The sequence below is a fragment of the Amycolatopsis sp. La24 genome, assembly GCF_029087445.1.
Taxonomy (GTDB): Bacteria; Actinomycetota; Actinomycetes; order Mycobacteriales; family Pseudonocardiaceae; genus Amycolatopsis; species Amycolatopsis nivea.
In genome coordinates this window covers 95363-118183 of the sequence record NZ_JARACH010000023.1, presented here as the reverse complement: position 1 = coordinate 118183, position 22821 = coordinate 95363, and the positions used below count along the sequence as shown (strand labels likewise).

At 70.1% G+C, this 22821-nt stretch carries 17 protein-coding genes; 10 read left to right on the top strand and 7 right to left on the bottom strand.

All coding sequences use genetic code 11. The features are described 5' to 3' along the window. Positions 1-57 precede the first annotated feature (57 nt). Together PUT80_RS22625 and PUT80_RS22620 are read right to left on the bottom strand one after the other, a co-directional pair. Complete coding sequence (locus tag PUT80_RS22625; protein WP_275293350.1) at positions 58-2976, bottom strand: transglycosylase domain-containing protein; 2919 nt, start codon at positions 2974-2976, stop codon at positions 58-60. A gap of 70 nt (positions 2977-3046) precedes the next feature. Continuing rightward, entirely contained in the window at positions 3047-3448 is a 402-nt protein-coding gene (locus tag PUT80_RS22620; RefSeq protein ID WP_037809062.1) for a DUF5318 domain-containing protein, read from the bottom strand. A 245-nt stretch (positions 3449-3693) separates the two neighbouring features. Here PUT80_RS22620 and PUT80_RS22615 point away from each other — a divergent pair, with 245 nt between their 5' ends. Next, positions 3694-4251, top strand: a complete 558-nt coding sequence (locus PUT80_RS22615; RefSeq protein ID WP_037716279.1) for a PadR family transcriptional regulator — start codon at positions 3694-3696, stop codon at positions 4249-4251. Positions 4252-4317: 66 nt separating this feature from the next. Further along, positions 4318-5406: an inositol-3-phosphate synthase gene (locus PUT80_RS22610; protein ID WP_037809059.1), complete on the top strand. Its 1089-nt coding sequence runs from the start codon at positions 4318-4320 to the stop codon at positions 5404-5406. Positions 5407-5470: 64 nt separating this feature from the next. On the opposite strand, the gene PUT80_RS22605 is transcribed toward PUT80_RS22610, so the two are convergent. Both PUT80_RS22605 and PUT80_RS22600 read right to left on the bottom strand, forming a co-directional pair. Continuing rightward, positions 5471-6328 (bottom strand): SAM-dependent methyltransferase, encoded by an 858-nt coding sequence (locus tag PUT80_RS22605; RefSeq protein WP_275293349.1) that lies wholly within the window; start codon positions 6326-6328, stop codon positions 5471-5473. Between the two features lie 107 nt (positions 6329-6435). Then, positions 6436-7074, bottom strand: a complete 639-nt coding sequence (locus PUT80_RS22600; protein ID WP_275293348.1) for an HAD family phosphatase — start codon at positions 7072-7074, stop codon at positions 6436-6438. 85 nt (positions 7075-7159) lie between these two features. Between PUT80_RS22600 and PUT80_RS22595 the strand changes: the two genes are divergently transcribed. The 6 genes from PUT80_RS22595 to PUT80_RS22570 all read left to right on the top strand — a co-directional run bounded on the left by PUT80_RS22595 (position 7160) and on the right by PUT80_RS22570 (position 15048). After that, positions 7160-7645 (top strand): MarR family transcriptional regulator, encoded by a 486-nt coding sequence (locus tag PUT80_RS22595; RefSeq protein ID WP_275293347.1) that lies wholly within the window; start codon positions 7160-7162, stop codon positions 7643-7645. Beyond that, on the top strand, positions 7642-8862 hold the full coding sequence (locus PUT80_RS22590; protein ID WP_037809052.1) for an MFS transporter: 1221 nt from the start codon (positions 7642-7644) through the stop codon (positions 8860-8862). Before PUT80_RS22595 ends, PUT80_RS22590 begins: the two co-directional genes overlap by 4 nt. 160 nt (positions 8863-9022) lie before the next feature. After that, entirely contained in the window at positions 9023-11104 is a 2082-nt protein-coding gene (locus PUT80_RS22585) for a PhoX family phosphatase (protein WP_275293346.1), read from the top strand. A 54-nt stretch (positions 11105-11158) separates the two neighbouring features. Next, entirely contained in the window at positions 11159-12556 is a 1398-nt protein-coding gene (locus tag PUT80_RS22580) for an SdrD B-like domain-containing protein (RefSeq protein WP_275293345.1), read from the top strand. Between the two features lie 79 nt (positions 12557-12635). Next, positions 12636-14318 carry a hypothetical protein gene (locus PUT80_RS22575; protein WP_275293344.1) on the top strand — a complete coding sequence of 561 codons (1683 nt, stop codon included), beginning with the start codon at positions 12636-12638 and terminating at the stop codon, positions 14316-14318. Between the two features lie 52 nt (positions 14319-14370). Further along, positions 14371-15048, top strand: coding sequence for an SDR family oxidoreductase (locus PUT80_RS22570; protein WP_037809047.1), 678 nt, complete (start codon positions 14371-14373; stop codon positions 15046-15048). A gap of 180 nt (positions 15049-15228) precedes the next feature. Here the strand turns inward: PUT80_RS22570 and PUT80_RS22565 are convergent, their stop codons facing one another. Genes PUT80_RS22565 through PUT80_RS22555 form a run of 3 tightly spaced genes read right to left on the bottom strand, consistent with a single transcriptional unit; the run spans position 15229 to position 19019 of the window. After that, complete coding sequence (locus PUT80_RS22565; protein WP_275293343.1) at positions 15229-16536, bottom strand: amidohydrolase; 1308 nt, start codon at positions 16534-16536, stop codon at positions 15229-15231. A 30-nt stretch (positions 16537-16566) separates the two neighbouring features. Then, positions 16567-17220: a response regulator transcription factor gene (locus PUT80_RS22560; protein WP_037809045.1), complete on the bottom strand. Its 654-nt coding sequence runs from the start codon at positions 17218-17220 to the stop codon at positions 16567-16569. Continuing rightward, positions 17217-19019 (bottom strand): histidine kinase, encoded by a 1803-nt coding sequence (locus PUT80_RS22555; RefSeq protein ID WP_037809044.1) that lies wholly within the window; start codon positions 19017-19019, stop codon positions 17217-17219. Before PUT80_RS22555 ends, PUT80_RS22560 begins: the two co-directional genes overlap by 4 nt. Before the next feature lie 187 nt (positions 19020-19206). Here PUT80_RS22555 and PUT80_RS22550 point away from each other — a divergent pair, with 187 nt between their 5' ends. After that, positions 19207-19902 (top strand): ABC transporter ATP-binding protein, encoded by a 696-nt coding sequence (locus PUT80_RS22550; RefSeq protein ID WP_037809043.1) that lies wholly within the window; start codon positions 19207-19209, stop codon positions 19900-19902. Then, positions 19899-22169 (top strand): FtsX-like permease family protein, encoded by a 2271-nt coding sequence (locus tag PUT80_RS22545; RefSeq protein WP_275293342.1) that lies wholly within the window; start codon positions 19899-19901, stop codon positions 22167-22169. Before PUT80_RS22550 ends, PUT80_RS22545 begins: the two co-directional genes overlap by 4 nt. Positions 22170-22821: the final 652 nt, after the last annotated feature.

Here is a 22821-nt window from a genome sequence, read left to right as displayed (position 1 = left end):
CGGCCGTGGCTGTGGTCGGATTAGTAACGATCGGCACAGTCGGGGTTCGGGCGCGGGTCAGCCGGTGCGCCGCGGCGGTTCGCCGTTCACCACGGGACCGCCGCCGCTGCCGGGGTTGCCGCCGTCGGTGCCGCCGCCGAAGATGCCGCCCGGTCTGGTCGGGCTGGTCGTCGTCGAGGACGGCGGATGCGACGAACTGGTCGGCGGTGCCGACGACGAGGACGTCGTGGACGGCGGTGGCGCCTGCTCGCTGGACGTTTCGCGCGGCGGCGGGGGCGCCTTGCTCGAGGTGACTACCTCGTCCGCGTCCTTGCCGATCGGCTGCACCTTGTCGAACTTCTCGCCCGGCTTGTCCTTCAGGTAGTTCGTGAGGAAGTCCTGCCAGGCCGGCCCCGCGACCGTCTTGCCGTAGATCGGTTTGCCGTTCTTGTCGTGCAGCGGCTTGTTGCCGTCGCCGCCGACCCAGACCGCGGCCGACACCGACGGCGTGTACCCGACCATCCAGGTCTGGGCGTTGCGGTCCCGGTACGAACTCGGGTCGCTGTCCTTCGGGTCGTACTGCTGGGTACCGGTCTTGCCCGCGCACTCGTGGCCGCTCGGGCACTTGAGGTGCGATTCGGCGATGACCGGGATGAGCGCGTCGGTCACATTGCCCGCGATCTGCTTGCTCTTGTCCGCGTTGTCGTCGAACGCGGGCTTTCCCTGCCCGTTGGTGTCGTCGAAGATGACCTCGTCCTGGGAGTTGGTGAGCTTCGCGACGAAGTGCTGGTCACGGCGCAGGCCGCCGGAGGCGAACGACGAATAGCCGGCGGCCATGTCCTCCGGGGTGACCGAGGTGGCGCCACCGCCGAGGGCGATGTTGGCGTCGCTCGTGCCGAGCTTGGCCTTGCCCTTCGGGGCGGGAATCACGCCCGCCTCCTTCGCGGCTTCCGCGACCCTGGCCGGTTTCGTCCAGTTCAGCACCATGTCGTAGAACACGGTGTTCGCCGAGACCTCCATGGCCTTCTTGACCGTGCACTGCGGACCGCAGCTGGCGCTCTCGCCCGCGTTGCGGACCACGCGCCCGCCGAGTTCGCGGTTGTTGGTGCCGTCGAAGGTTTCGCCGAGCCCCTTGCCCATTTTGAGCCAGGCGGTGAGGTCGTAGGCCTTCATCGACGAGCCGGGGTTCTGCGGGGTGTTCGCCCAGTCGGTGGCGAGCACGTCCTTGCCCGCGTCGTTCTTCACCGTGGTCGGCCCGCCGTAATAGGCGAGCACGCCCCCGGTTCTCGGGTCGACGGCGACCAGCGCTCCCCGGAGGTTCTCGTCGGTCTGGCCCTCCATGTTGTCCTGGATTGCCTGCACCGCGGTCTTCTGTGCGTTCGGGTCGATCGTGGTGTAGATCTTCGCGCCGGTGGAGTACAGCTTGTCCTCGTCGTAGCCCTTGTCTTTCAGCTCGTCGAGGATGCGCTGCTGGATGAAGTAGTCCAGCGTGCCCGCGTTCTCCTTCTTCTGCGAATCGCGCGGGATCATCGTGGGAAGCTGCGCCGCCTTGCGGTCGGCGGGCGAGAGCCAGTGGTTGGCCACCATCTGGTCCATCACGTAGCTCCACCGCTTCTGCACGTACGCGGTGTCGCGGTCGCGGCTCGGGCCCTGGATCATCCCGGCGAGCAGCGCCGCCTCGGAAGCGTTGAGCTGGCTGACGTCCTTGCCGAAGTACGCCTTCGACGCGGCGGCGATGCCGTTCGAGCCGCGGCCGAAGAAGACGATGTTCAGGTAGCCGGTGATGATGTCCGATTTGGACGTCTCGTTGTTGAGCTTGAACGACTTCGCCAGCTCGGTCCACTTACGCGTCAGCGTCGGGGCGTCGTTCTTGGTCGCCTGCTTGATGTACTGCTGCGAAATGGTCGAACCGCCGCCGGTGCCGCCGGTCGCCTGGTTGAAGACCGATCGCAGGATCGCCATCACGTTGAAGCCGGAGTTGGTCTCGAAGGTCGCGTCCTCCGCCGCGTACACGGCGTGCTTGACGACCTCGGGCACCTGGTTGGGCTGCAGCAGCTCGCGGTCGCCGCCCTCCGGGACTACCCGGCCCATCACCGATTTGTCGGCGTAATAGAAGGTGATCGGCTGGCTCTGCTTCGCGAGCACTTCCTGCGGCGAGGGCACGTCGACGGTGAAATAGGTGATCACGAACGCGATCGCGGGCACCACGACGAAAAGGCCGAACATCGCGTACAGCACGCGCCGGACGATCTTCCACCGGCGTTTGCGGCGCTGCATCGGCGAGAGCGGGGTCTTGGACTTCTTGCCGTCCTCCTCGCCTTCCGGGTCGTCCTCGAAGTCCGCGTCGTCCGAGTACTGCGCGAGGCGGGTTTCCTCGTCGTACGGGTCGTAGTGGTCGTCGTCGTACCGGTCGTCGTAGGGGGCGTAGCCGTTGTGCGCGGCGTGCGTGATCAGGTCCGGTTCGCGCTCCGCTTCCGGATAGGACGGCGGAGGCGGCGGCGGGACCCGGCGGCCTTGCGGCGGCCGTCCGCCGGGCGGCGGCTGCCGGAAGCCCTGGGTGGCGTTCCCGTTGGGACCGCCGTTCGGGCCGCCGTTGGGACCGGGGCGTCCGGCAGGCGGTTGGCGACGGGGAGGGGGAGCGCCCTGTCCGTCGAGGATCTGCGACGCACGGGTGCCCGAACCGCGATCCTGCGGGCCGGGGCCCTGGGGCGGACGGCCTTGCGGCGCGCGGTTCTGCGGCGGGCGCTGCGGACGGCGCGGTTCGTCGGCGGGCCACTGCGGACCGCCTTCGTCGCCGCTCGGCCATTCGGGACCGGCTTCGGCTCGCGGGGCGCGCGGCGGGCGCGGGCCGCCCGCGGGAGGACGGCGGGGCGGTGCGGGGCGCCGGGGCGCGTCGTCGGCTGGCCAGGCGGGACCGGGGTCCTCCTGCGGTCGCCGGGCACGGCGAGGTGCATCTGGCTCCTGGCTCGGCCAGGAGCGGTTGCGGTCGTCGTTCACGAATGGGCCTCCGAAGGCAGCACTGTCTGCACTGGCGCCGCCCCGCGTTCTGCAGCGGTTGTGGTACTCGTCACTGCCCGGCAGTCCTTCGCGGCCGGGTCGGCTGGGGCTCTCCCGTGCCGAGGACATAGGACAGGACCAGATGGTTCCAATGGCACGTCCGGCACACCTCTACGTCATAGACGGTGAACTCCCCGAAAATCCCCGACATCCGGGTGAGTTCGGCGGGGGTGCGTGCCGATCCCGAGACGTGCTTCAGCTCGTCGCCGTACACCCAGGAGACGAGGTGCAGCGGAGCCCGGCGGCACATCGGACAGGCCCGGTCCTCGGGTCTGCCGTGGAATTTCGCCGCGCGGAGCAGGTACGGGCTCGCGTCGCAGACCTCGTGGTCTCCGACGCGCCCGGAGCGGACGCCGGCCAGCAGCGCACGGCGCTGCAAGGCGTAATCCACAACCTGCCGCTGGTTTCGCACGAGGACAGAGTACGGGCTCTTGCTGTGTCCGCGGTGCCCCCTGCTTTCCCGCACCCTGGGCGAGACGTTCGAACACGCCGAAAGTTAGATAACGCTCTGATCACGGATCGGCGGGCGGATGCTGGTCGCGGGTTACTTCCGCCACTTCGATGTATCGGCGCGATATAATCGGCGAGTAGGTTGGCTGAGCCGGTCCCGGTGATCAACGAGGCTGGCCGCGGCGTATTCCCGGAATGGGGTGTGGTGTGCTCGAACTCGCGATCCTCGGATTGCTGCACGAGGCGCCCATGCACGGGTACGTGCTGCGCAAACGTTTGCACGAGACGCTCGGGATGTTCCGGACGTTCTCGTACGGCTCGCTGTATCCGACCTTGCGCCGGCTGCTGCGGGCCGGTTACCTCGTCGAGGAGTTCGACGAGGCGGACGACCGGGCGTGGTCCCGGCGCGGCCGCCGCGTCTACAAGCTCACCGCCGAGGGCAAGGAACGCTTCGCCGAACTGCTCGGCGACGCGGGACCGCAGACGTGGGACGACGAGGGATTCGGCGTCCACCTGGCGTTCTTCTCGCGGACACCGGCCGACGTCAGGATGCGAATCCTGGAAGGCCGCCGCCGCCGCGTCGAGGAGCGGCGCGAAGGCTTGCGGGACGCGCTGGCCAGGGCCGAGGAGAAGATCGACCGCTACACCCGCGAGCTGCACCGGCTGGGGCTGGAGTCGAGCGAGCGGGAGGTGCGCTGGCTCAACGAGCTGATCGCGCACGAACAAGCCGAGCAGCGCGGCCCGGAGCAGCCGGGACCGAGTTGAGCGGCGGGCCGCAACGGGGCGGCAGACCTGCAGATGCAAGTGAATGAGATTGAAGGAGAAACCGGCATGGGCGAGAACCGCCGCGTTCGGGTGGCCATCGTGGGCGTCGGCAACTGCGCCTCGTCGCTGGTCCAGGGTGTGCAGTACTACCGCGACGCGGATCCCGGTGCGCGCGTCCCCGGTTTGATGCACGTCCAGTTCGGCGACTACCACGTGCGCGACATCGAGTTCGTCGCCGCGTTCGACGTCGACGCGAAGAAGGTCGGCCGGGACCTCTCGGAGGCGATCTCCGCCAGCGAGAACAACACGATCAAGATCGCCGACGTGCCGCCGCTCGGCGTCACCGTCCAGCGCGGGCACACCTTCGACGGCCTCGGCCGCTTCTACCGCGAGACCATCGAGGAGTCCGACGAGGCTCCGGTCGACATGGTCGCCGCGCTGCGCGACGCGCGGGTCGATGTGCTCGTCTCCTATCTTCCCGTCGGATCCGAAGAGGCCGACAAGTTCTACGCGCAGGCCGCGATCGACGCGAACGTCGCGTTCGTCAACGCGCTGCCGGTGTTCATCGCCTCCGACCCGGAGTGGGCGAAGAAGTTCGAGGACGCGGGCGTCCCGATCGTCGGCGACGACATCAAGTCCCAGGTCGGCGCCACCATCACGCACCGCGTGCTGGCGAAGCTGTTCGAGGACCGCGGCGTGCAGCTCGACCGCACGATGCAGCTCAACGTGGGCGGGAACATGGACTTCCTGAACATGAAGGAGCTCGAGCGGCTCGAGTCGAAGAAGATCTCGAAGACCCAGTCGGTCACGTCGCAGGTGGACCGCGAGCTCGGCAAGGGCAATGTCCACATCGGACCGTCGGACTACGTGCAGTGGCTCGACGACCGCAAGTGGGCCTACGTCCGCCTCGAGGGCCGCGCGTTCGGCGACGTGCCGCTGAACCTGGAGTACAAGCTCGAGGTGTGGGACTCCCCCAACTCGGCGGGCATCATCATCGACGCGGTGCGCGCGGCGAAGATCGCCAAGGACCGCGGCATCGGCGGCCCGATCCTGTCCGCCTCGTCCTACTTCATGAAGTCGCCGCCGGAGCAGTACGACGACTCGACCGCCCGCGACGCGGTCGACGCCTTCATCCGCGGCGACGTGGAGCGCTGATCCCAGCCTGACCGTCCGTGAAGGACTCCTTGCGGGAATGCCTGCAGGGAGTCCTTCTCGGCGTTTAGGGCAGGTCGGCGGTGACCAGTTCGGTTTTGGTCATGGCGTCGCCGAGCGGGTCGGGCAGGTGTTTGCCGTAACTGGCGGCGAGATCGCCCGCGCGGTCGACGGTCGTCTGCCAGCCTTGCCGGGCGAGCCATTCGACCGGGTTGCGGCGCGGTTCGGTCGAGAGCACGTCGTTCACGTCGAGGCCGAGCCGCGCTCCGGCGTCCGACGACCGGATGGTGTCGAGGATGTCGGTGCTGCCGAGGTCAGGGATGTGCTCGATGCCGATCCGGCTGCCCGGCGCGCTGCGGGCGTGCACGAGGTCGAACAGCAGCTCCTCCGCCCGCGGGGGCAGGTACGGCAGCAATCCCTCGGCGATCCACACTGCCGGGCGGCCGCGGTCGAATCCGGCGTTTTCCAAGGCGGCGGGCCAGTCCTCGCGCAGGTCGGCTCCGATCGCGTGGCGGCGGCAGCGCGGGGCCGCGCCGAGTCCGTCCAGGACGTCCTGTTTGAACGCGAGCACTCGCGGCTGGTCGACCTCGAAGACGTCGCGGCCGGACAGGTCCAGCCGGTAGGCGCGGACGTCGAGCCCGGCCGCGAGGATCACGACCTGCGGTGCGTCCGTGCCGGTGACCACCTCGTCGAAGAACCGGGACCGCACCGCGAGATACGCGGCCATCGCCGTCCAGAGCGCGTCGTCGACCGGTTCGACCGGCATCGGCCGCGGCGGGTTCGCGGCGCGGACGAACTCCGCCGCATACGGGTCTTCGATCAGCGGATCCGGGGACACCGTCGCGATCGCCCGGCCTGCCGCGACCCCGAGCGCGGTCAGTCCGACGCTGCTGACGATGTCCCAATCCTGGTCCGGTGCAGCCATTTCCACCCCTTGTGCCGATCTTGTTGGCAAGCGTTCAGGATGGCACTGCGCGACCGGGCGGATACCGGCTGCGACCGATTTGGGGTTATTTGCCGCTGTGGGCTGCGTCACTCACGGAGCGCGGCGGGCAGGGCGGCCAGATTCGGCAGCACCGTGGCGTCCCGCAGTGCCTCCGGGTCCGGCGGGAAATGCGGGTTCGGCACCGCGAACACCTTCATGTCCGCCGCGAACGCCGCGCGCAGGCCGTTGGTCGAGTCCTCGACAGCGGCGCAGCGGGACGCTTCGACGTTCAGCAGCATCGCCGCGCGCAGATAGACGTCCGGCGCCGGCTTGCCCGCAGCCACTTCCTCGCTCGACACCGCGACCGGGACCAGCGACGTCAGGTCGCACGCGGTCAGGAACGAGTGGATCAGCACCGGCGGCGACGAACTGGCGATCGCGACCGGCCAGTGCCGGGAGATCTCGCGCACGACCTGGTCCGCGCCGTCGATCACCGGCGGCCGGTCGGCGTAGCGGGCGGCCATCTCGTCGATCACCGTGCGCGCGATCTCGTCCGGGGTGAGCTGCGCACCCAGCGTTTCCACCAGGTAGTTCGCCCATTCCGGCGTGCTCATCCCCTGCTGGGCGCGGGTCGCCTCGGGCCGCCAGGTACCGCCGTGCTCGGCGACTACCGCGCGGCGCACCTCGTCCCACGTCGTCTCGGAGTCCACCAGTACGCCGTCGAGGTCGAAGATCACCGCATCCACTGGTCCAGCCTAGGGGCCCTGGACTGGACCACCTTGTGAGCCGAATTACTTCGCCACCCTAAATAATTTTTGTTAGCCTAGCTAAGTGACTTCCTCGATGGGCGATCTGGCGCACCGGCTGCGGCCGGTGGTGTTCCGGCTGTACTACCTGGTGCGCCGCGAATCCGCGCAGCTGCTGACCCTGACCCAGGGGTCGGTGCTGTCGGAGCTGGTCGGCCGGGGACCGAGCCGGATGAGCAGGCTCTCGCGCCTCGAGCGCGTGCGGATGCCGTCGATGACCGACGTCGTGCGCAGGCTCGAACGGCTCGGCATGGTGACCCGCCGTCCCGATCCCGACGACGGGCGCGCCGTGCTCGTGGAAGCCACCCCGGAAGGCGAGCGGTTCTACGCCGAGATGATCGCGGGCCGGGAGGCGGAGCTGCGGGCGCGGCTCGACCGGCTCGACCCGGACGAGCGCGCCGCCATCGACGCCGCGCTCCCCGCGCTCACCAAGCTGATCGCCGACTTCCACCGTGACGACCCCGCCGCGGAACTCGCTGTTATGTCTGAAGGAGGAACTGATCCGCGATGAGCGCTGAGCACCACTCGAGCCTGCTGGACGCGGTCAAGGGCCAGCCCAAACAGGTGTGGATCACCGCGTTCGCCGCGGTCATCGCGTTCATGGGCATCGGCCTCGTCGACCCGATCCTGCTGTCCATCGCCAAGGGGCTGAACGCTTCGCCGTCCCAGGTCACGCTGCTGTTCACGTCGTATCTCGGCGTGCAGGTGATCGCGATGCTCTTCACCGGCGCGATGTCCGCCCGGTTCGGGGCCAAGCGGACCGTGCTGGTCGGGCTGACCCTGATCGTCGCCGCGACCGCGCTGTGCGCCGCGGCGGGTTCGATCGAACAGCTTGTCGGCCTGCGCGCGGTGTGGGGGCTGGGCAACGCCTTCTTCATCGCCACCGCGCTGTCGGTGATCGTCGGCGCGGCGACCGGCGGCCAATCCGGCGCGATCCTGCTTTACGAGGCCGCGCTCGGCGTCGGTCTCGCGGTCGGCCCGCTGCTCGGCGCGCTGCTGGGCACGATCTCGTGGCGCGGTCCGTTCCTCGGCACCGCCGTGCTGATGATCGCCGCGCTGGTGCTGTGCTCGATCTTCCTGAAGAGCGACTCGCACGAGAAACGCGAACCGATCAAGCTGCTCGACCCGATCCGCGCGCTCAAGCACCCCGGTCTGCTGCGGACGTCGATCGCCTCGGCGCTCTACACCGCCGCGTTCTTCGCGGTGCTCGCCTGGTCCCCGTTCGTGCTCGGCTGGAACGCGATCGCGGTCGGCCTGATCTTCTGCGGCTGGGGCCTGTGCGTGGCGATCGCCGGCGTGGTGCTCGCGCCGAAGATGGCGGCCCGCTTCGGCGAACGGCACGCGGCCGCGCTGGCGGTGACCGGGTACACGGTGCTGATGCTGGTCCTCGCCATCCCGAGCAAGCCGGTGGTGGTCGTCGGGATCATCGTGTCCGGGCTGGTTTCCGGGCTGTTGAACACGCTCTTCACCGGGACCGCGATGTCGATCAGCGACGCGCCGCGGCCGGTCGCGAGCGCCGGGTACAACTTCTGCCGCTGGTTCGGCGGCGCGATCGCGGCGACGCTCGTCGGGCACGTCGCCGAGTGGATGGGCTGGGAGCAGGGTCCGTTCCTGGTCGCCGCCGTGCTCTGCGTGATCGCCGCCGTGCTGCTTTCGCAGCGCGAGAAGAAGGCCGACCCGCACACCGTGCCGAAGGAGGCCGCGCTCGTCGGCGACGAGGAGTTCTGAGCCGTTTCGCGACACTCGGCGATCGCCCCCGGACTGTCTGTTCGGGGGTGATCGCCGTCTTTGCGCGAATACATCCGCCGTTAACCTTTTGGTCTGATTCAGGGGGTTTTCGCCGCATACGGTCGCCGGGTTCCCACCGAGAAGCGACCCTGGAGGCCCCGTGTCCCTGGAGCCCGGACGACTGCTGCCCTTGTTCACCGCGCATTCCGGCGGCCGGTCACCGATCACCTGCGAGTACCGCTGCGGCAACGCGTGCGCGCACGAGGCCCCGAACCCGACCGGCAACGAATACTTCGGCGACATCGCCAAGGGCGTCTCGCGGCGCGGCGTGTTCAAGGCCGGCGCGGTGATGGCCGCGGCCGCGGGCGGGTTCGCCGCGCTGTCCGGCACCGCCGCCGCGGCCACGCCGAGCAAGGCTCCGGCGCCGTTGGCGAAGGGCCGCACCGTGCCCGGCACCGACTTCACGCCGGTGCCGCCGAACAAGCTCGACGCCGTCAGCATCCCCGACGGGTACGCCCAGCACGTGGTGATCCGCTGGGGCGACCCGGTGGTCCCCGGCGCGCCGAAGTTCGATTTCCGCAAGCAGACCGCGGCCGCGCAGGCCAAGCAGTTCGGCTACAACAACGACTTCGTCGGCCTGATCCCGCAGGACCCGCTCGGCCTGCGCAATCTGCTGGTGGTCAACCACGAGTACACCACCGAGGTGCACCTCTTCCCGGCCGATCAGTACGACCCGGCCAACCCCACCGAGGAGCAGGTGAAGATCGCCTGGGCGGCACACGGACTGTCGGTGCTGCAGACCCTGCGCGACCCGATCGGCGGCGCGCTGCGCACCGTTCCGAGCCCGCTGAACCGGCGGATCACGCTCGACACGATTTTCGAGGTGCGCGGTCCGGCGGCCGGTTCGAAGTACCTCAAGACGTCGGCCGACCCGTCCGGCAAGCGCGTGCGCGGCACGCAGAACAACTGCTCCGGCGGCGTCACGCCGTGGGGCACCGTGCTGTCCGGCGAGGAGAACTTCCACCAGTACTTCGCGCACGCGGACAAGGTGTCCGACCCGGCGCAGGCCGCGCGGCTCAAGCGGTACGCGATCGGCACCGGCGAGAGCACGCGCAAGTGGGAGCGCTTCGACCAGCGCTGGGACGTTTCGCGCGAGCCCAACGAGCCCAACCGATTCGGCTGGGTCGTGGAAATCGACCCGAACGACCCGCATTCGACGCCGGTCAAGCACACCGCGCTCGGCCGGTTCAAGCACGAGGCCGCGAACGTCAAGATCACCGCGGACGGCCGGGTCGCGGTGTACTCCGGCGACGACGAGCGGTTCGAGTACATCTACAAGTTCGTGTCGAAGGGCAAGTACAAGAAGGGGCATTCCGCGCTCGCCCGGCGGCACAACTCGGCGCTGCTCGACGACGGAACCCTGTACGTCGCGAAGTTCTCCGGCGACAGCCCGGGCGAGATCGACGGTTCCGGCAAGCTGCCCGCCGACGGCGAGTTCGACGGCACCGGCGAGTGGATTCCCCTTGCCAGCGGCGACAAGTCCTTTGTGGACGGATTCACCGCGGAGGAGGTCTACGTGTTCACCCGCCAGGCCGCAGACCGCGCCGGGGCGACCAAAATGGACCGTCCGGAGGACATCGAGCCGAACCCGGTCAACGGCCGGATCTACGCCGCGCTCACCAACAACTCCGACCGCGGCGCGGCGGGCAAGGCCGCACCGGACGAGGCGAACCCGCGCACCCGCAACAAAAACGGGCACGTCCTCGAATGGGACGAGGACCGCGGCGACGCTGCCTCGACCCGGTTCTCCTGGCGGCTGCTGCTCGTCTGCGGCGACCCGGCCACGGCCGACACCTACTTCGGCGGTTTCCCGAAGGACCAGGTCAGCCCGATCTCGTGCCCGGACAACGTGGCCTTCGACCCGCACGGCAACCTGTGGATCTCGACCGACGGCAACACCCTCGGCGCGAACGACGGCCTCTTCTCGGTCCCGGTGGCCGGGCCGGAGCGCGGGCACGTGAAGCAGTTCCTGTCCGTGCCGGTCGGCGCCGAGACGTGCGGTCCGGTCGTCACCGAGAACCTGGTGCTCGTCGCGGTGCAGCACCCCGGCGAGGACGCGCCGAGTTCGGCGAACCCGACCTCGCACTGGCCGGACGGCGGAAGCGCCCAGCCGCGGCCCGCGATCGTGTCGGTCTGGAAGAAGGGCGCCTTCGGCTTGCCCGGTCGGATCGGGCGCCGGTAACACTTTGGGGTGTTTCTTACCGCCGATCGGGCTTGCTGGGTCTAGCTTCACCGCGTGAGGCGGGCAAGGAAAGTCGCGATCGGACGCACGGCGGGCGCGGCGGCGGGCACTGCGATGCTGGTCGGCGCGCTCGCCGTCGTCACTCCCGGGTCGGCTCCCGCCGAGGGGGCTCCGGAGTGCGGCGGCATCGCGGCCAACCCGAGCGTGGAGGACGCCGGTTCGCCCGGCGGAGCGCCGAGCGGGTACCTGTTCAGCCCCGCCGCGCCGGTTCCGCGCAGCACCCCGCCGGACCGGGTGCCGAAGCTCGTCACCAGCACCGCGCACGCGGTCGACGGGCACGTCAACGCCCAGATCCAGACGCCGGACGGCCGGGTCAGCTCGGCTGCCCAGCAGGTGAAAGCGGTGCCTGGCGGGCAATACTCGCTGTCGGTGTGGGCGGGGACGGCGCAATCCGGCCTCGGTTCGCGCGCGAGCGCGACCACCGGGCTGCGCTTCGCGGACCGCACTGGGCGCGTACTGGCGGAAAAACCGCTCGCGGTGACGCACGACGTCGCGTCCGACGGCAGGCTCGCGCAACAGCAACTGCCGCCGTTCACCGCACCGGACGACACCGCGGCGGTCTCGTTTTTCGCCAGCACCAACCACAACTGGGTGCTGTGGGACTGCGTGCACGTGGCCCTCGCCGCGTTCGCGGTGAAGATGGAGGTGCGGAATCCGGCGGACGGAACGTGGGGCCCGTCGGCTGCCATCCCGGCCGGCGACGCCGCGCACTTCCGCATTTCCGTCTCCAACACCGGGTCCCAGCCGCTCACCGGATTGCTCGTGAAGGACCCGTGGTGCTCCGGTCTCCCCGGCGCGTTCGACCTCGCCGCCAACGCGTCGCGGGAACTCACCTGTGACCACCCGAACCTCACCGAGGACGACAACGGGCACGTCAACACCGCGAAGGTCACCGGCACCGGTCCGGGCGGCCCGCTCGCCGAGCAGAAGGCCACCGCGACGGTCACCGTCACGCCGCAGCCCGCGGTCGGCAAGATCGGCGACCGCGCGTGGAAAGACCTGAACCGGAACGGCACGCAGGACGACGACGAACCCGGCTTCCCGGAGCTGCCGGTCACGCTCAAGGACGGCGCGGGCGGCACCGTCGCCACCGCGCGCACGAACGCCGACGGCAGTTACCTGTTCGATCAGCGCAAGGACGGCACCTACCAGGTGTGCTTCGACATCTCGAAGCTGCCGGACGGGCTCACCGTCACCCAGCGCGGCGCGGGCGCACCGGGTCTGGACTCGGCCGTCGACCCGGCGACCGGCTGCACCTCGCCGTTCACCCTCGGCGGCAAGGAACGCGAGCGGATGGACCTGGACATCGGCCTCGCCCCGCCGGCGCCGACCGTCCCGCCCGCGCCGAGCCGGCCGCCGATGCCGACCGCCTCCGCCTCGGCCGACCGCTGACGGCGACCGCGCGGCGTCGCTTCCCGGCGGATGCGAGACTGTGGCTGCACGTCACGTCTCGGGGAGGTCTGGACCAATCATGACCGCGGCCGCCGGCCTGCCCGCCGACCCGCTCCCGTGGTACCGCCGCCCGATGACCTGGACGTGGGCCGCCGCCGGGGCGGTTCTCGTGCTGTACATGGTGCTCGCCTGGCAGCGCCGGTGGATGAGCGACGACGGGCTGCTCGTGCTCCGCACCGTCCGGCAGATCCTCGCCGGGAACGGTCCGGTGTTCAACGTCGGCGAGCGCGTCGAGGCGAGCACGAGTCCGTTGTGGACCTGGCTGCTCGCCGGAATCGGCACGATTCCCGGACCGCCGCTCGAATGGATCGCGGTGATCACCGGCCTGCTGTGCGCCGTCGGCGGCCTGTTCTTCGGCCTGGACGGCGCCCGTCGGCTCTACGCCGGACCGGTGGCTCCCGCCGGTGCGCTGATCGTGTGCGCGCTCCCGCCGTTCCGCGATTTCGCGACTTCCGGGCTGGAAACCGGACTGGTGTTGCTGTGGCTCGGACTGAGCTGGTGGCTGCTGGTGCGCGGCAAAACGCCGGTCGCCACCGCGATCGTGCTCGGACTCGGCCCGCTCGTCCGGCCGGACCTGGCGTTGTTCAGCATGGTCGGCTTCGTCGCCCTGGTGCTTTTGCTCCGCCCGCGATGGCTTGCCGCACTGGGCTGGCTCGGCGCGGGAATCGCGATTCCGGTGGCGTACCAGGTGTTTCGGATGGGCTACTACGGTCTGCTCACGCCGAACACCGCGCTCGCGAAGGAAGCGGCCAACAGCGACTGGCCACGAGGCTTCGCGTATCTGGCTGACCTGATCAGCCCGTACGTGCTGTGGATTCCGTTGCTGCTGCTGGTGATCGCCGCGGTACTGGTGCGCCGGTCGCGGATCCTGTTGCTGACTCCGTTGATTGCCGCGCTGTTGCTCGCGCTGTACGTCGTGCGCGTCGGCGGAGATTTCATGCACGGCCGGATGTTGCTGCCCGCGTTGTTCGTGCTGCTGCTTCCGGTCATGGCGATCCCGCTGACCCGGAAGACCATCGCGTTCGTCGCCGGGGTCGCCGCGTGGTCGGTAGTCGCGGGCGGCTGGCTGCGCGTGCCGTACGAAGGCACCCACCAAGCGGTGAGCGTCACCGACGAACACGGCTACTGGGCCTGGGCGACCGGACACGAACATCCGGTGCTGGCGACCGATTACCTCGGCCAGGACATCATCCGCCACGCCGTCGACGCGGTGCAGGCGACGAAGCAGCCAGCCGTGCTCGTCTACAGCTACGGCGACGTGAAGCAGTGGTTCCGCTTCCCGACCACCCGGCCGTACGTGACCATGGCGGCCGACAGCATGGGTGCGATCAGCAACATCGTGTCCCTCGACGTGCGCATCCACGACGGCTACGGCCTGGCCAGCGACCTGGCCGCGCACTCGTCGTCGATCCCCAATGGCCGTCCTGGGCACTCGAAGTGGCTGGTCGCGGCCTGGGAAATCGCCGAAGCCGGGTACGGCGACTACGCCACCGACGGCGAGATCCGGATGTTCCAGCCCGCCGAAATCGACGCCGCCCGTGTAGCGCTTCGCTGCCCCGACGTGCAGAACGTTCTGGCCTCCACCCGCGAACCGCTCACCTGGAGTCGGTTTATCGACAATTTCACCGGCTCGTGGGACCGAACGGAGATCCGCTACCCGCGCGACCCGTGGGCCGCGGTTTCCTGCGCCCCGGCGAAGTGATCGCCGACTCCCCGGGCTGGCGATTCAGCGGCGGACGCCTACCGTGGCCGGTATGACCGACCTTCCGCTCGCCCTGATCACCGGTGCCTCGCGGGGCATCGGCGCGGCTATCGCGCATCAGCTCTCCCCGACGCACCGTCTTCTCCTCGGCGGCCGCGACACCGACGCACTCGCGAAGGTGGCCGAGGAACTGCCCGGCGCCGAGCCATGGCCGGTCGACCTCACCGACGCCGCTTCCCTGGAAGCCGCGGCCAGCAAGATCGACCGCCTCGACGTGCTGGTCCACTCCGCGGGCGTCGGCAAGATCGGCACGGTCGCCGACGCGCCGTCCTCGGTGTGGCGCACGAACCTTGAGGTCAACGTCATCGCGGTCGCCGAGCTGACCCGCCTGCTGCTGCCCGCCCTCCGCAACGCGAACGGCCACGTCGTGGTGATCAACTCCGGCGCGGGTTACACCGCCCGCCCCGGCTGGGGACCTTACGCGGCAAGCAAATTCGCCGTCCGGGCGTTCACCGACTCACTCCGCGCGGAAGAACCGGACCTGCGCGTGACGTCGGTGTTCCCCGGGCGCACCGACACCGACATGCAGCGCGAGGCCCGGGCCCAGGAAGGCGGCGAGTACGAAGCCGACAAGTACCTGCGCCCGGACTCCGTGGCGACGGCCGTGCTCACCGCGGTGACCGCCACCCCGGAAGCCCACTTCACCGAGATCCAGGTCCGTCCTCGCTGACCGATTCTGTGGGCAGAACCCTCAGGGTCGGCGGCTGCAAGGGACCGGGACGCCCGCGCTGGCCCTTTGGCGAGACGCTCGCTGTCCATAGAGGACACAGGTCGTGAGGGGAACCCTGAGGGAATCAGATTCCCTCAGGGTTCCCCTCACGACCCGCGATGTGCGAGGCACGAGCCGAGGTCAGGCCCGCAGCCGGGCGGCGGTGTCGGCCACCGCCGCCTGGACCTCGCGGCGGTCGACCCGCGTCGGTTCGGCGTCGGCGACGACCTGCTCGCCCGCGACCCACACGTCGCGCACCCGGCGCGACCCGGCCGCCCACACGAGGTTCGCCAGCAACTGCTCGTCCGGCACGTCGAGACCGGCGGCGAAGGCCGGGTCGTCGAGGTCGACGTGCACCAGGTCGGCCCAGCGCCCCGGCTCCAGCGCGCCGAGGTCGGGGCGGCCGAGCGCTTCGGCGCCGCCGCGGGTGGCCATCAGGAACACGTCCTTCGCGGTCACCACGGTCGAATCGTCGTTGGCCAGCCGAGCCAGCATCGCGGTCAGCTGAAGCTCTTCCCACAGGTCGATGTCGTCGTTCGACGCCGGACCGTCGGTGCCGAGCCCGATCGCGACCCCGGCCGCCCGCAGATCCTTGATTCGCGCGATCCCCGAAGCCAGCTTCGCGTTCGACCCGGGACAGTGCGCCATCCCGACCCCGCGGGCGGCGAAGATCGCGATGTCCTCGTCCGACAAATGCACCGAATGCGCCGCCAGCGTCCGTCCGTTGAACATGCCCAGCGAATCCAGCAGCTTCGGCACCGACCCGTGCTCCTTGCGCTGCTCCAGGTCCTCCGCGGCCGCCTCGGCCACGTGGATCTGCACCAACGCTCCCCTGGCCGCCGCGGATTCCGCGGTAGCGCGCAGGCCGTCCGGGTTCAGCATGTACGCCGAATGCGGCCCGTAGCCCAGCTCGATCCGCTCGCCGGGACCGAACCGCAGCCCGTCGGCGTCGATCCACCGGTCGATCGCCGCGAGCGTCGAGCGCCAGTCCAGCCCGGGCAGTTCGATCACCGGCGGCGCGACGAGCACCCGGCCGCCGGTGGTGAGCACCGCGTCGACGAGCTGCTCGCCCTCGAAATACATTTCCGCGCTGGTCGTCACGCCGTGCCGGAGCATTTCGACCGAGCCGAGCAGCATGCCGGTGCGCACGTCCGCGGGCTTCAGCTTCGCCTCGGTCGGCCAGATGATCTCGCGCAGCCAGCGCAGCAGCGGCAGGTCGCCGCCCATGCCGCGCAGCAGCGTCATCGGGCTGTGCGCGTGCGAGTTCACCAAGCCGGGCAACAGGATTCCGGTCAGCCGGGTCACCTCGCCGGCGAACTCCGGCGCGGTCGAAGCCGGTCCGACGAACGAAATCCGGCCCTCGTCGTCGACATCGACGACGGCGTCGCGGAGCAGCGAGCAGGACGGGTCGGCGGGCAGAACAACCGGGGCGTGGAATCGACGCGACATAACGAGATAGTACGGGCGTCCCAGTAGCGGTTAATCGACTACGCCGCTACGCCAGGCCCAAGCCGCGATTTCCACTCGGTTGCGCGCGCCGACTTTGCCCTGCACCGAAGCCAAATGCGTCTTGACCGTCGACAGCGACAGGAACAGCTCCGCGCCGATCTCGGTGTTGGTGAGCCCGCGGGCGGCCGCCTTCACCACGTCCAGTTCGCGCGCGGTCAGCGGCTCCGACGGCGCCGGGGCCTCGCGCTTGGCGGTGGTCCCGCCGTCGAAATGCTTCAGCAGCCGCACGGTGATCTGCGGAGACACCAGCGCGTCGCCGCGGTCGGCCGCGCGCACCGCCTCGATCAGCAGGGCCGGTCCGGCGTCTTTGAGCAGGAAGCCGCTCGCGCCGTTGCGCAGCGCGGTGTGCACGTATTCGTCGAGGTCGAAGGTGGTGACCACGACGACCTTCAGCGGGTCGGCGACGTCCGGGCCGGCCAGCTGGCGGGTGACCTCCAGCCCGTCCAGGCCCGGCATGCGGATGTCGAGCAGGCAGACGTCCGGGCGCAGTTCGCGCGCCTTGGCGACCGCGGAGATCCCGTCCGGCACGTCCGCGACCACCTCGATGTCGTCCTGGGCGTCCAGGATCATGCGGAAGCCCATCCGCACCATTTCCTGGTCGTCCGCGATCAGTACCCGGATCACCTGTCTGTCTCCCCGTTCGCCTCGAGCGGCAGCCACGCCTCGACCCGCCAGCCGCCGTCCGGCTCGCGGCCTGCCGAAAGCCTGCCGTGCAGCAACGCGACGCGTTCGCGCATGCCGACCAGACCGTATCCGCCCGACCCGCCCGCCGGACGGTGAGTCTGCCCGGTGCCGTTGTCGGTCACCCGCAAGTGCAGTTCGCCGTCGACGACCTCGGCCAGCACGAGCGCCTCGGTGGCGTCCGAGGCGTGCTTGCCGACGTTGGTGAGCGACTCCTGGATCAGCCGCAGCGCGGACCGGCCGACCTCGTGCGGCAGGTCGGCCGGAAGGTCGAGCCGCAGCTGCGTCGGGATGCCGTGGTTGCCCGCGTCGACGAGTTTGCGCAGGTCAGCGGCCAGGTCCGTGGTCGCCTGCTCGTTGAACTCGCCGGATCCGGCCTGTGCGTCGCCGCGCATGCTGCGGACCAGGCGGCGCATCGCGGCGAGCGCCTCGACGCCCGCGTTCTCGATCCGGCCCATCGCCTCCAGCGCGAGCTCCGGGTTCTTCTCCCCCATCATCCGCGCGGCCTGCGCCTGCACGACGATGCCGGTCACGTGGTGCGCGACGACGTCGTGCAGTTCCCTGGCCAGCGCCATCCGCTCGGACGTCTGCGCGTCGGTGACCGCCGATTTCACCACCTGCGCGCGCTCGGAATCGCGCGAACGCAGGTAGAGGCCGATCGCGATGGCGATGCCGAGCAGCAGGACCGCGACGGTGGCGAGCATCCCGAGCGTGATCGGGTCGGTGAGCAGCCGTCCGGTGCGGTACTGGCTGAAGTTCAGCACCGCGCCGACCGCGACCACGCCGGACAGCAGCACGATCCGCGGCCAGGCCCGCGCGAGCGGCACCGCGCGCACCACGTTCACCACGACGCCGAACGCGGCCACGATCTGCGTCGGCGGGATGCCGCCGAGCAGCTGGTAGCTGTGGCTGGGGTGCAGGAACGGCGTCGCGAGCGCGGAAAGCAGCAGAAGCCCGGCCACCACCAGGATCGAATCGCGTGGCCGGCGCGGCGACAGCGTGGTCACCGCGGCGGCACCGATCGAGCAGGCCAGCAGCGGGAACCCGCGGCTGCCGCTTTCGTAGGTGTAGCCGAATTCGATCAGCACGCCGATGCTGAGCATGCCGATCAACGGCCACTGGCCGCGCACCAGTTCGGTGAACCGGTGCATGCTGCGCAGGCGTTCCGCCGTCGCCGGATCCCGTTCGCGGCGCGGGCGGCCGACCACCCCGGTGAGCACCGCCGCGACGAGGAACAGGAAACCGAAAAGCAGCGCCTGCACGATGGCGCTGCCGTAGAGCCTGCCGTCGTATTCGCGGCCGAACACCGCGGTGAGCGCGCCCATCACCAGCGCGCAGATCACCGCGAAGGCGACCCCGGGCCGGGCCCGGCGGGCGAGGAAGTAGACCATTTCTACCCCGGCCACGACCTCGGTGATGGTGAGGTTCGCGAGCACGCTGGAGTAGGTCGGGATGTGCAGATAGCGGATGGCGAAGGTACAGAACATCAGCGTCAGCGCACCGAATACGCCCGCGACCGCCGCGCGTTTGCGGGCCCAGAACGCGCACGCCGCCATCACGAAAATGCCGGGGAAAAGACCGAGATCGACGAACCTCGGGCCCACGTTGTCGAGTGCCGCGTCGGTCACGAACACGAGGTCGAACGCCAGTGCGCCGAACAACACGAGCACGGACATGTCGAGGCGGCGGGCGAGTTCGGTCGCCCGCGCGGCGAACGTTTTCGACGGCGGGGTGTGCGGCACACCGTGACGGTAGATGATCCGCGGCCTCGCGCACCTTGGCCACGTGGTTCGTCGCCATCGGCCGATCGGCCGATGGCGGGCCCGCGGGTACCGGCCGTCTGCCTGAAGTGGACACCCGCCCGGATCCGCGAAGCTGCTTTCCGTCGCAGCCGAAGACGCATGACGGAGACAGGGAGAGAGCTGGCGGATGACGAATCCACAGTGGAGCGCCGGACCGGTGTTGTCGGGGCGCGGGCTGGTGAAGCGCTACGGGCAGCAGCACGCGCTGGCCGGAATCGACATCGACGTCCAGCCGGGCGAGGCGATCGCCATCGTCGGCCCGTCCGGCTCCGGCAAAACGTCGCTGCTGCACGTGCTGGCGGGCATCCTGCGCGCCGACAGTGGCGAAATCTGGTTGCAGGGACAGCGGATCGACCAGTTCGGCGAAAAGCGGCGCAGCGAACTGCGGCGCACCGAATTCGGTTTCGTGTTCCAGTCCGGAATGCTGGTGTCCGAGCTGACCGCCGAAGAGAATGTCGCACTTCCTTCGCTGCTGGCCGGCGGAACTCGTGGCGAAGCCATTGCCGCGGCACGGGAATGGCTCGGCAAACTCGGCTTGGCAGGCAAGGAAGCGCGCCGTCCAGGAGAGCTTTCCGGCGGCGAGGCGCAGCGCGTGGCGATCGCCCGCGCGCTCACCCACCGGCCGAAGGTGATCTTCGCCGACGAGCCGACCGGTGCCCTCGACACCCGCACCGGCCGCGAGACGATGGACGCGCTGCTGGCCGCCGCGCAGGCGTCCGGGGCCGCGGTGCTCGTGGTGACGCACGACCGGGAACTCGCCGAATCGATGCCGCGCACCGTGGCGATCCGCGACGGCCTGATCGCGACGAGGCTCGCGGCATGAACCCGTTCCAGCTCGCCCTGCGGGTGCTGCGCGGCGACCGGCGGACCCGCACCTCGGCGATCCTCACCGCGGTCGGCGTCGCCGTCGCGACCGGGCTCGTCCTGCTGCTGGCGACCCTGCCGTACGCCACCCAGGCGCGCGAGCAGCGGGCGCTGTGGCAGAGCAGCGGCCGCTACGACTCCGGCCAGCAGAACGCCCTGCTGGTCAACTCGTCCAAGGACTACTTCGAGGGCAAGCAGGTCGCCCGCGTCGACATCGCGGTCACCGGCCCGGCCGGCTCGCTGCGCCTGCCCCCGGGCATCCCGCAGCTGCCCGGCCCCGGCGAGACGATCGTGTCGCCCGCGCTCGGGAAACTGCTCAACACCACCCCGGCCGACCAGCTCGGGAACCGCTTCGGCAAACCGGTCGCCGCGTTCGGCGACGAGGCGCTGCGGTACCCGGAACAGCTCGTCGCGCTCGTCGGGCACAGCCCGCAGGAGATGCGCCCGTACGGGCACAAGGACCAGCCTGGCCAGGACGCTTTCCCGGCCACGGCCTTCCCGACCGGGCAGGGGCATCCGGACGGCCTGCTGACGGTGTTGTCCTGGGTCGGCATCATCGTGCTGCTCGTGCCGAGCCTGGTGCTCGTCGCGTCGTCCGCCCGGCTCACCGCCGCCCGCCGCGAACAACGGCTCGCCGCGATCCGCCTGGCCGGTGCGACCCCTGGTCAGGTGACCGCGATGGTCGCCGCCGAGACCGGATTGTCCGCGGGCGTCGGGGCCTTGCTCGGCCTGCTGCTGAGCCCGGCACTGCGCGGTTTGGCCACGTTCGTGCCGTGGGACGGCGGAACCTGGCTGGCCTCGGACTTCGCCCTGCCGGTGGGACTGACCGTGCTCGCCGTGCTGCTGGTCCCGCTGCTCGTGGTGCTCGCCGGGGTGCTCGGCCTGCGCCGGGTGGTGCGCACGCCGCTGTTCGCGACCGGCGGGCACACGGTGAAGCCGTTGCGCTGGTGGCGGCTGCTCGCACTGCCCGCGGCCGGATTGTTCTTCTTCTACACCGTTTTCGGCGCACGCAGCGGCGGCAGCGGCAACCTGGTGCTGTTCGGTCTGCTGCTGGTGGTCGCCTCGGCGATGGTGGTCGGACCGTGGGTGACCTCGGCGGTCGGCGGCACATTCGTCCGGATCTGGCGGCGGCCGTCGTCGCTGCTGGCCGGACGTCGGCTGCGCAACGACCCGAAGGGTTCCTACCGGGCCTCGGCCGGGATCGTGCTCGCGGTGTTCACCGGGTCGATGGCGCTCACCCTGCTGCCGTCGATCGAATCCCTCGCCGGCGGCGGACGCCAGTACGTGGACTCGGCGCTGTACGTCGACGTCACCGCGGACCGGGCCCCTGAGGCGATCGAGCGGACCAACGCCACGCTCTCGAAGGCGGGACTGTCCGAACGCGTCATCCCGGTGGCCAGCGTCTACGTGATGCAGGGCGAGGGGAACTACCAGTCGATGCAGCGTGCATACGTCATGACCTGCGCCGACGCCGCCAAGCTGACCCGGCTGGGGATTACCGAGCAGGACTGCAAACCGGGCGTCGGCCTGTACGCCCCGTACCAACTGGACACGAACAACCTGCGAGTCGCGCGGTACGGCGGCGAGGACAGCACGGGCACCCCGCTCGGCGCGGTCAACCTGAGCACGTATCACCCGGAACGGCACAACAACTTCGGCGAATACGTGATCGACCCGTCCGCGGTGCCGGCCGGGGTCAAACCGAGCCAGGTCACCCTGGTCGTGCCGACCGCCGAGACCAACCGCGAGAGCGTGCGAACCGCACTGGTGCCGAACGCGGTCGGGGCGGAGATCGGCAGCCGCGAGCAGCACCTCTACGGACAGCAAGTGCAGCTCAGTGACCTGCGCCGGGTCACCGTGATCGGCCTCATCGCAGCAGGCATCCTGGCCGGCTGCAGCGCCGCGGTCGCGACGGCGGGATCGGTCATGGACCGCCGACGGACGTTCGGCGCCCTGATGGCGGCTGGTACGCCGGTGCGAGTGCTGTCCCGCGCGCTGCGAATGGAAGCCGCCCTGCCCGCGCTCGTGGCGACCATCGGCGCCGGCGTGGTGGGCGTCGCGGTCGGACTCGGGTTGTTCATGGCAACCATGGAACGGGGTTCGGTCGTGTTCAGTCCGTGGATCGCCGCGCCGGTGGTGCTGGGCATCGGGGTCGCTCTGCTCGGTGCGTCGGTCTGCACGCCCGCGCTGAAGCGAGTGCAAGCGGAGCCACTGGCCGACGAATAGCTGGCCGCCGCCCCTCGTCGGGGGAGGGGCGGCACCGGGGGTGAAGGAAACGAAGGGCCGTCACCGGGGATGGGAACCCGGGGGCGGCCCTTCGTCGCTTCCTGTTGCTTCGCTCGGTGAGCTGGCTACGGCTTGCTTGACCTGCTGCACTGGCTTCGCCTGCTTCGCTGCTTCGCGGTTCTCGGGCGCGTGACCGCACAGCCGATGCTCGCCAGCGTCGCGTGCGTCGCTGCTTCGCCGCCGGGGTCGTTTCGCCGCTTCACCAACTCGGCGCGTTTCGCCGCTTCGCCAGCCTCGCGGCGTTGCGGGTGTTTGCCCGCCGGGCTTGCTTCGCTGCTTCACCCGCGCGGCCCGGTTCGCTGCTTCGCCCTTCGCTGCTTCACCCGCGCGGCCCGGTTCGCTGCTTCGCCGTTCTCGGGCGCGTGACCGCACAGCCGATGCTCGCCAGCTCCGTCCGCGCGGCCGACTTCGCCTCGCAGTCCGCCCCAATGCCGCATTGGGTGCGCTCAACGCAACGAACGCCACATTGGGTGCATGCGACGCACCCAATGTGGCATTGGGGCGCTTCGGACCCAGCCAGCCCCGCCAGCCTCAGCCCCCCGCCAAGACTCGCCAACCCGAGCCCAGCCCCGTCCGCGCCCAGTAGAAAGAC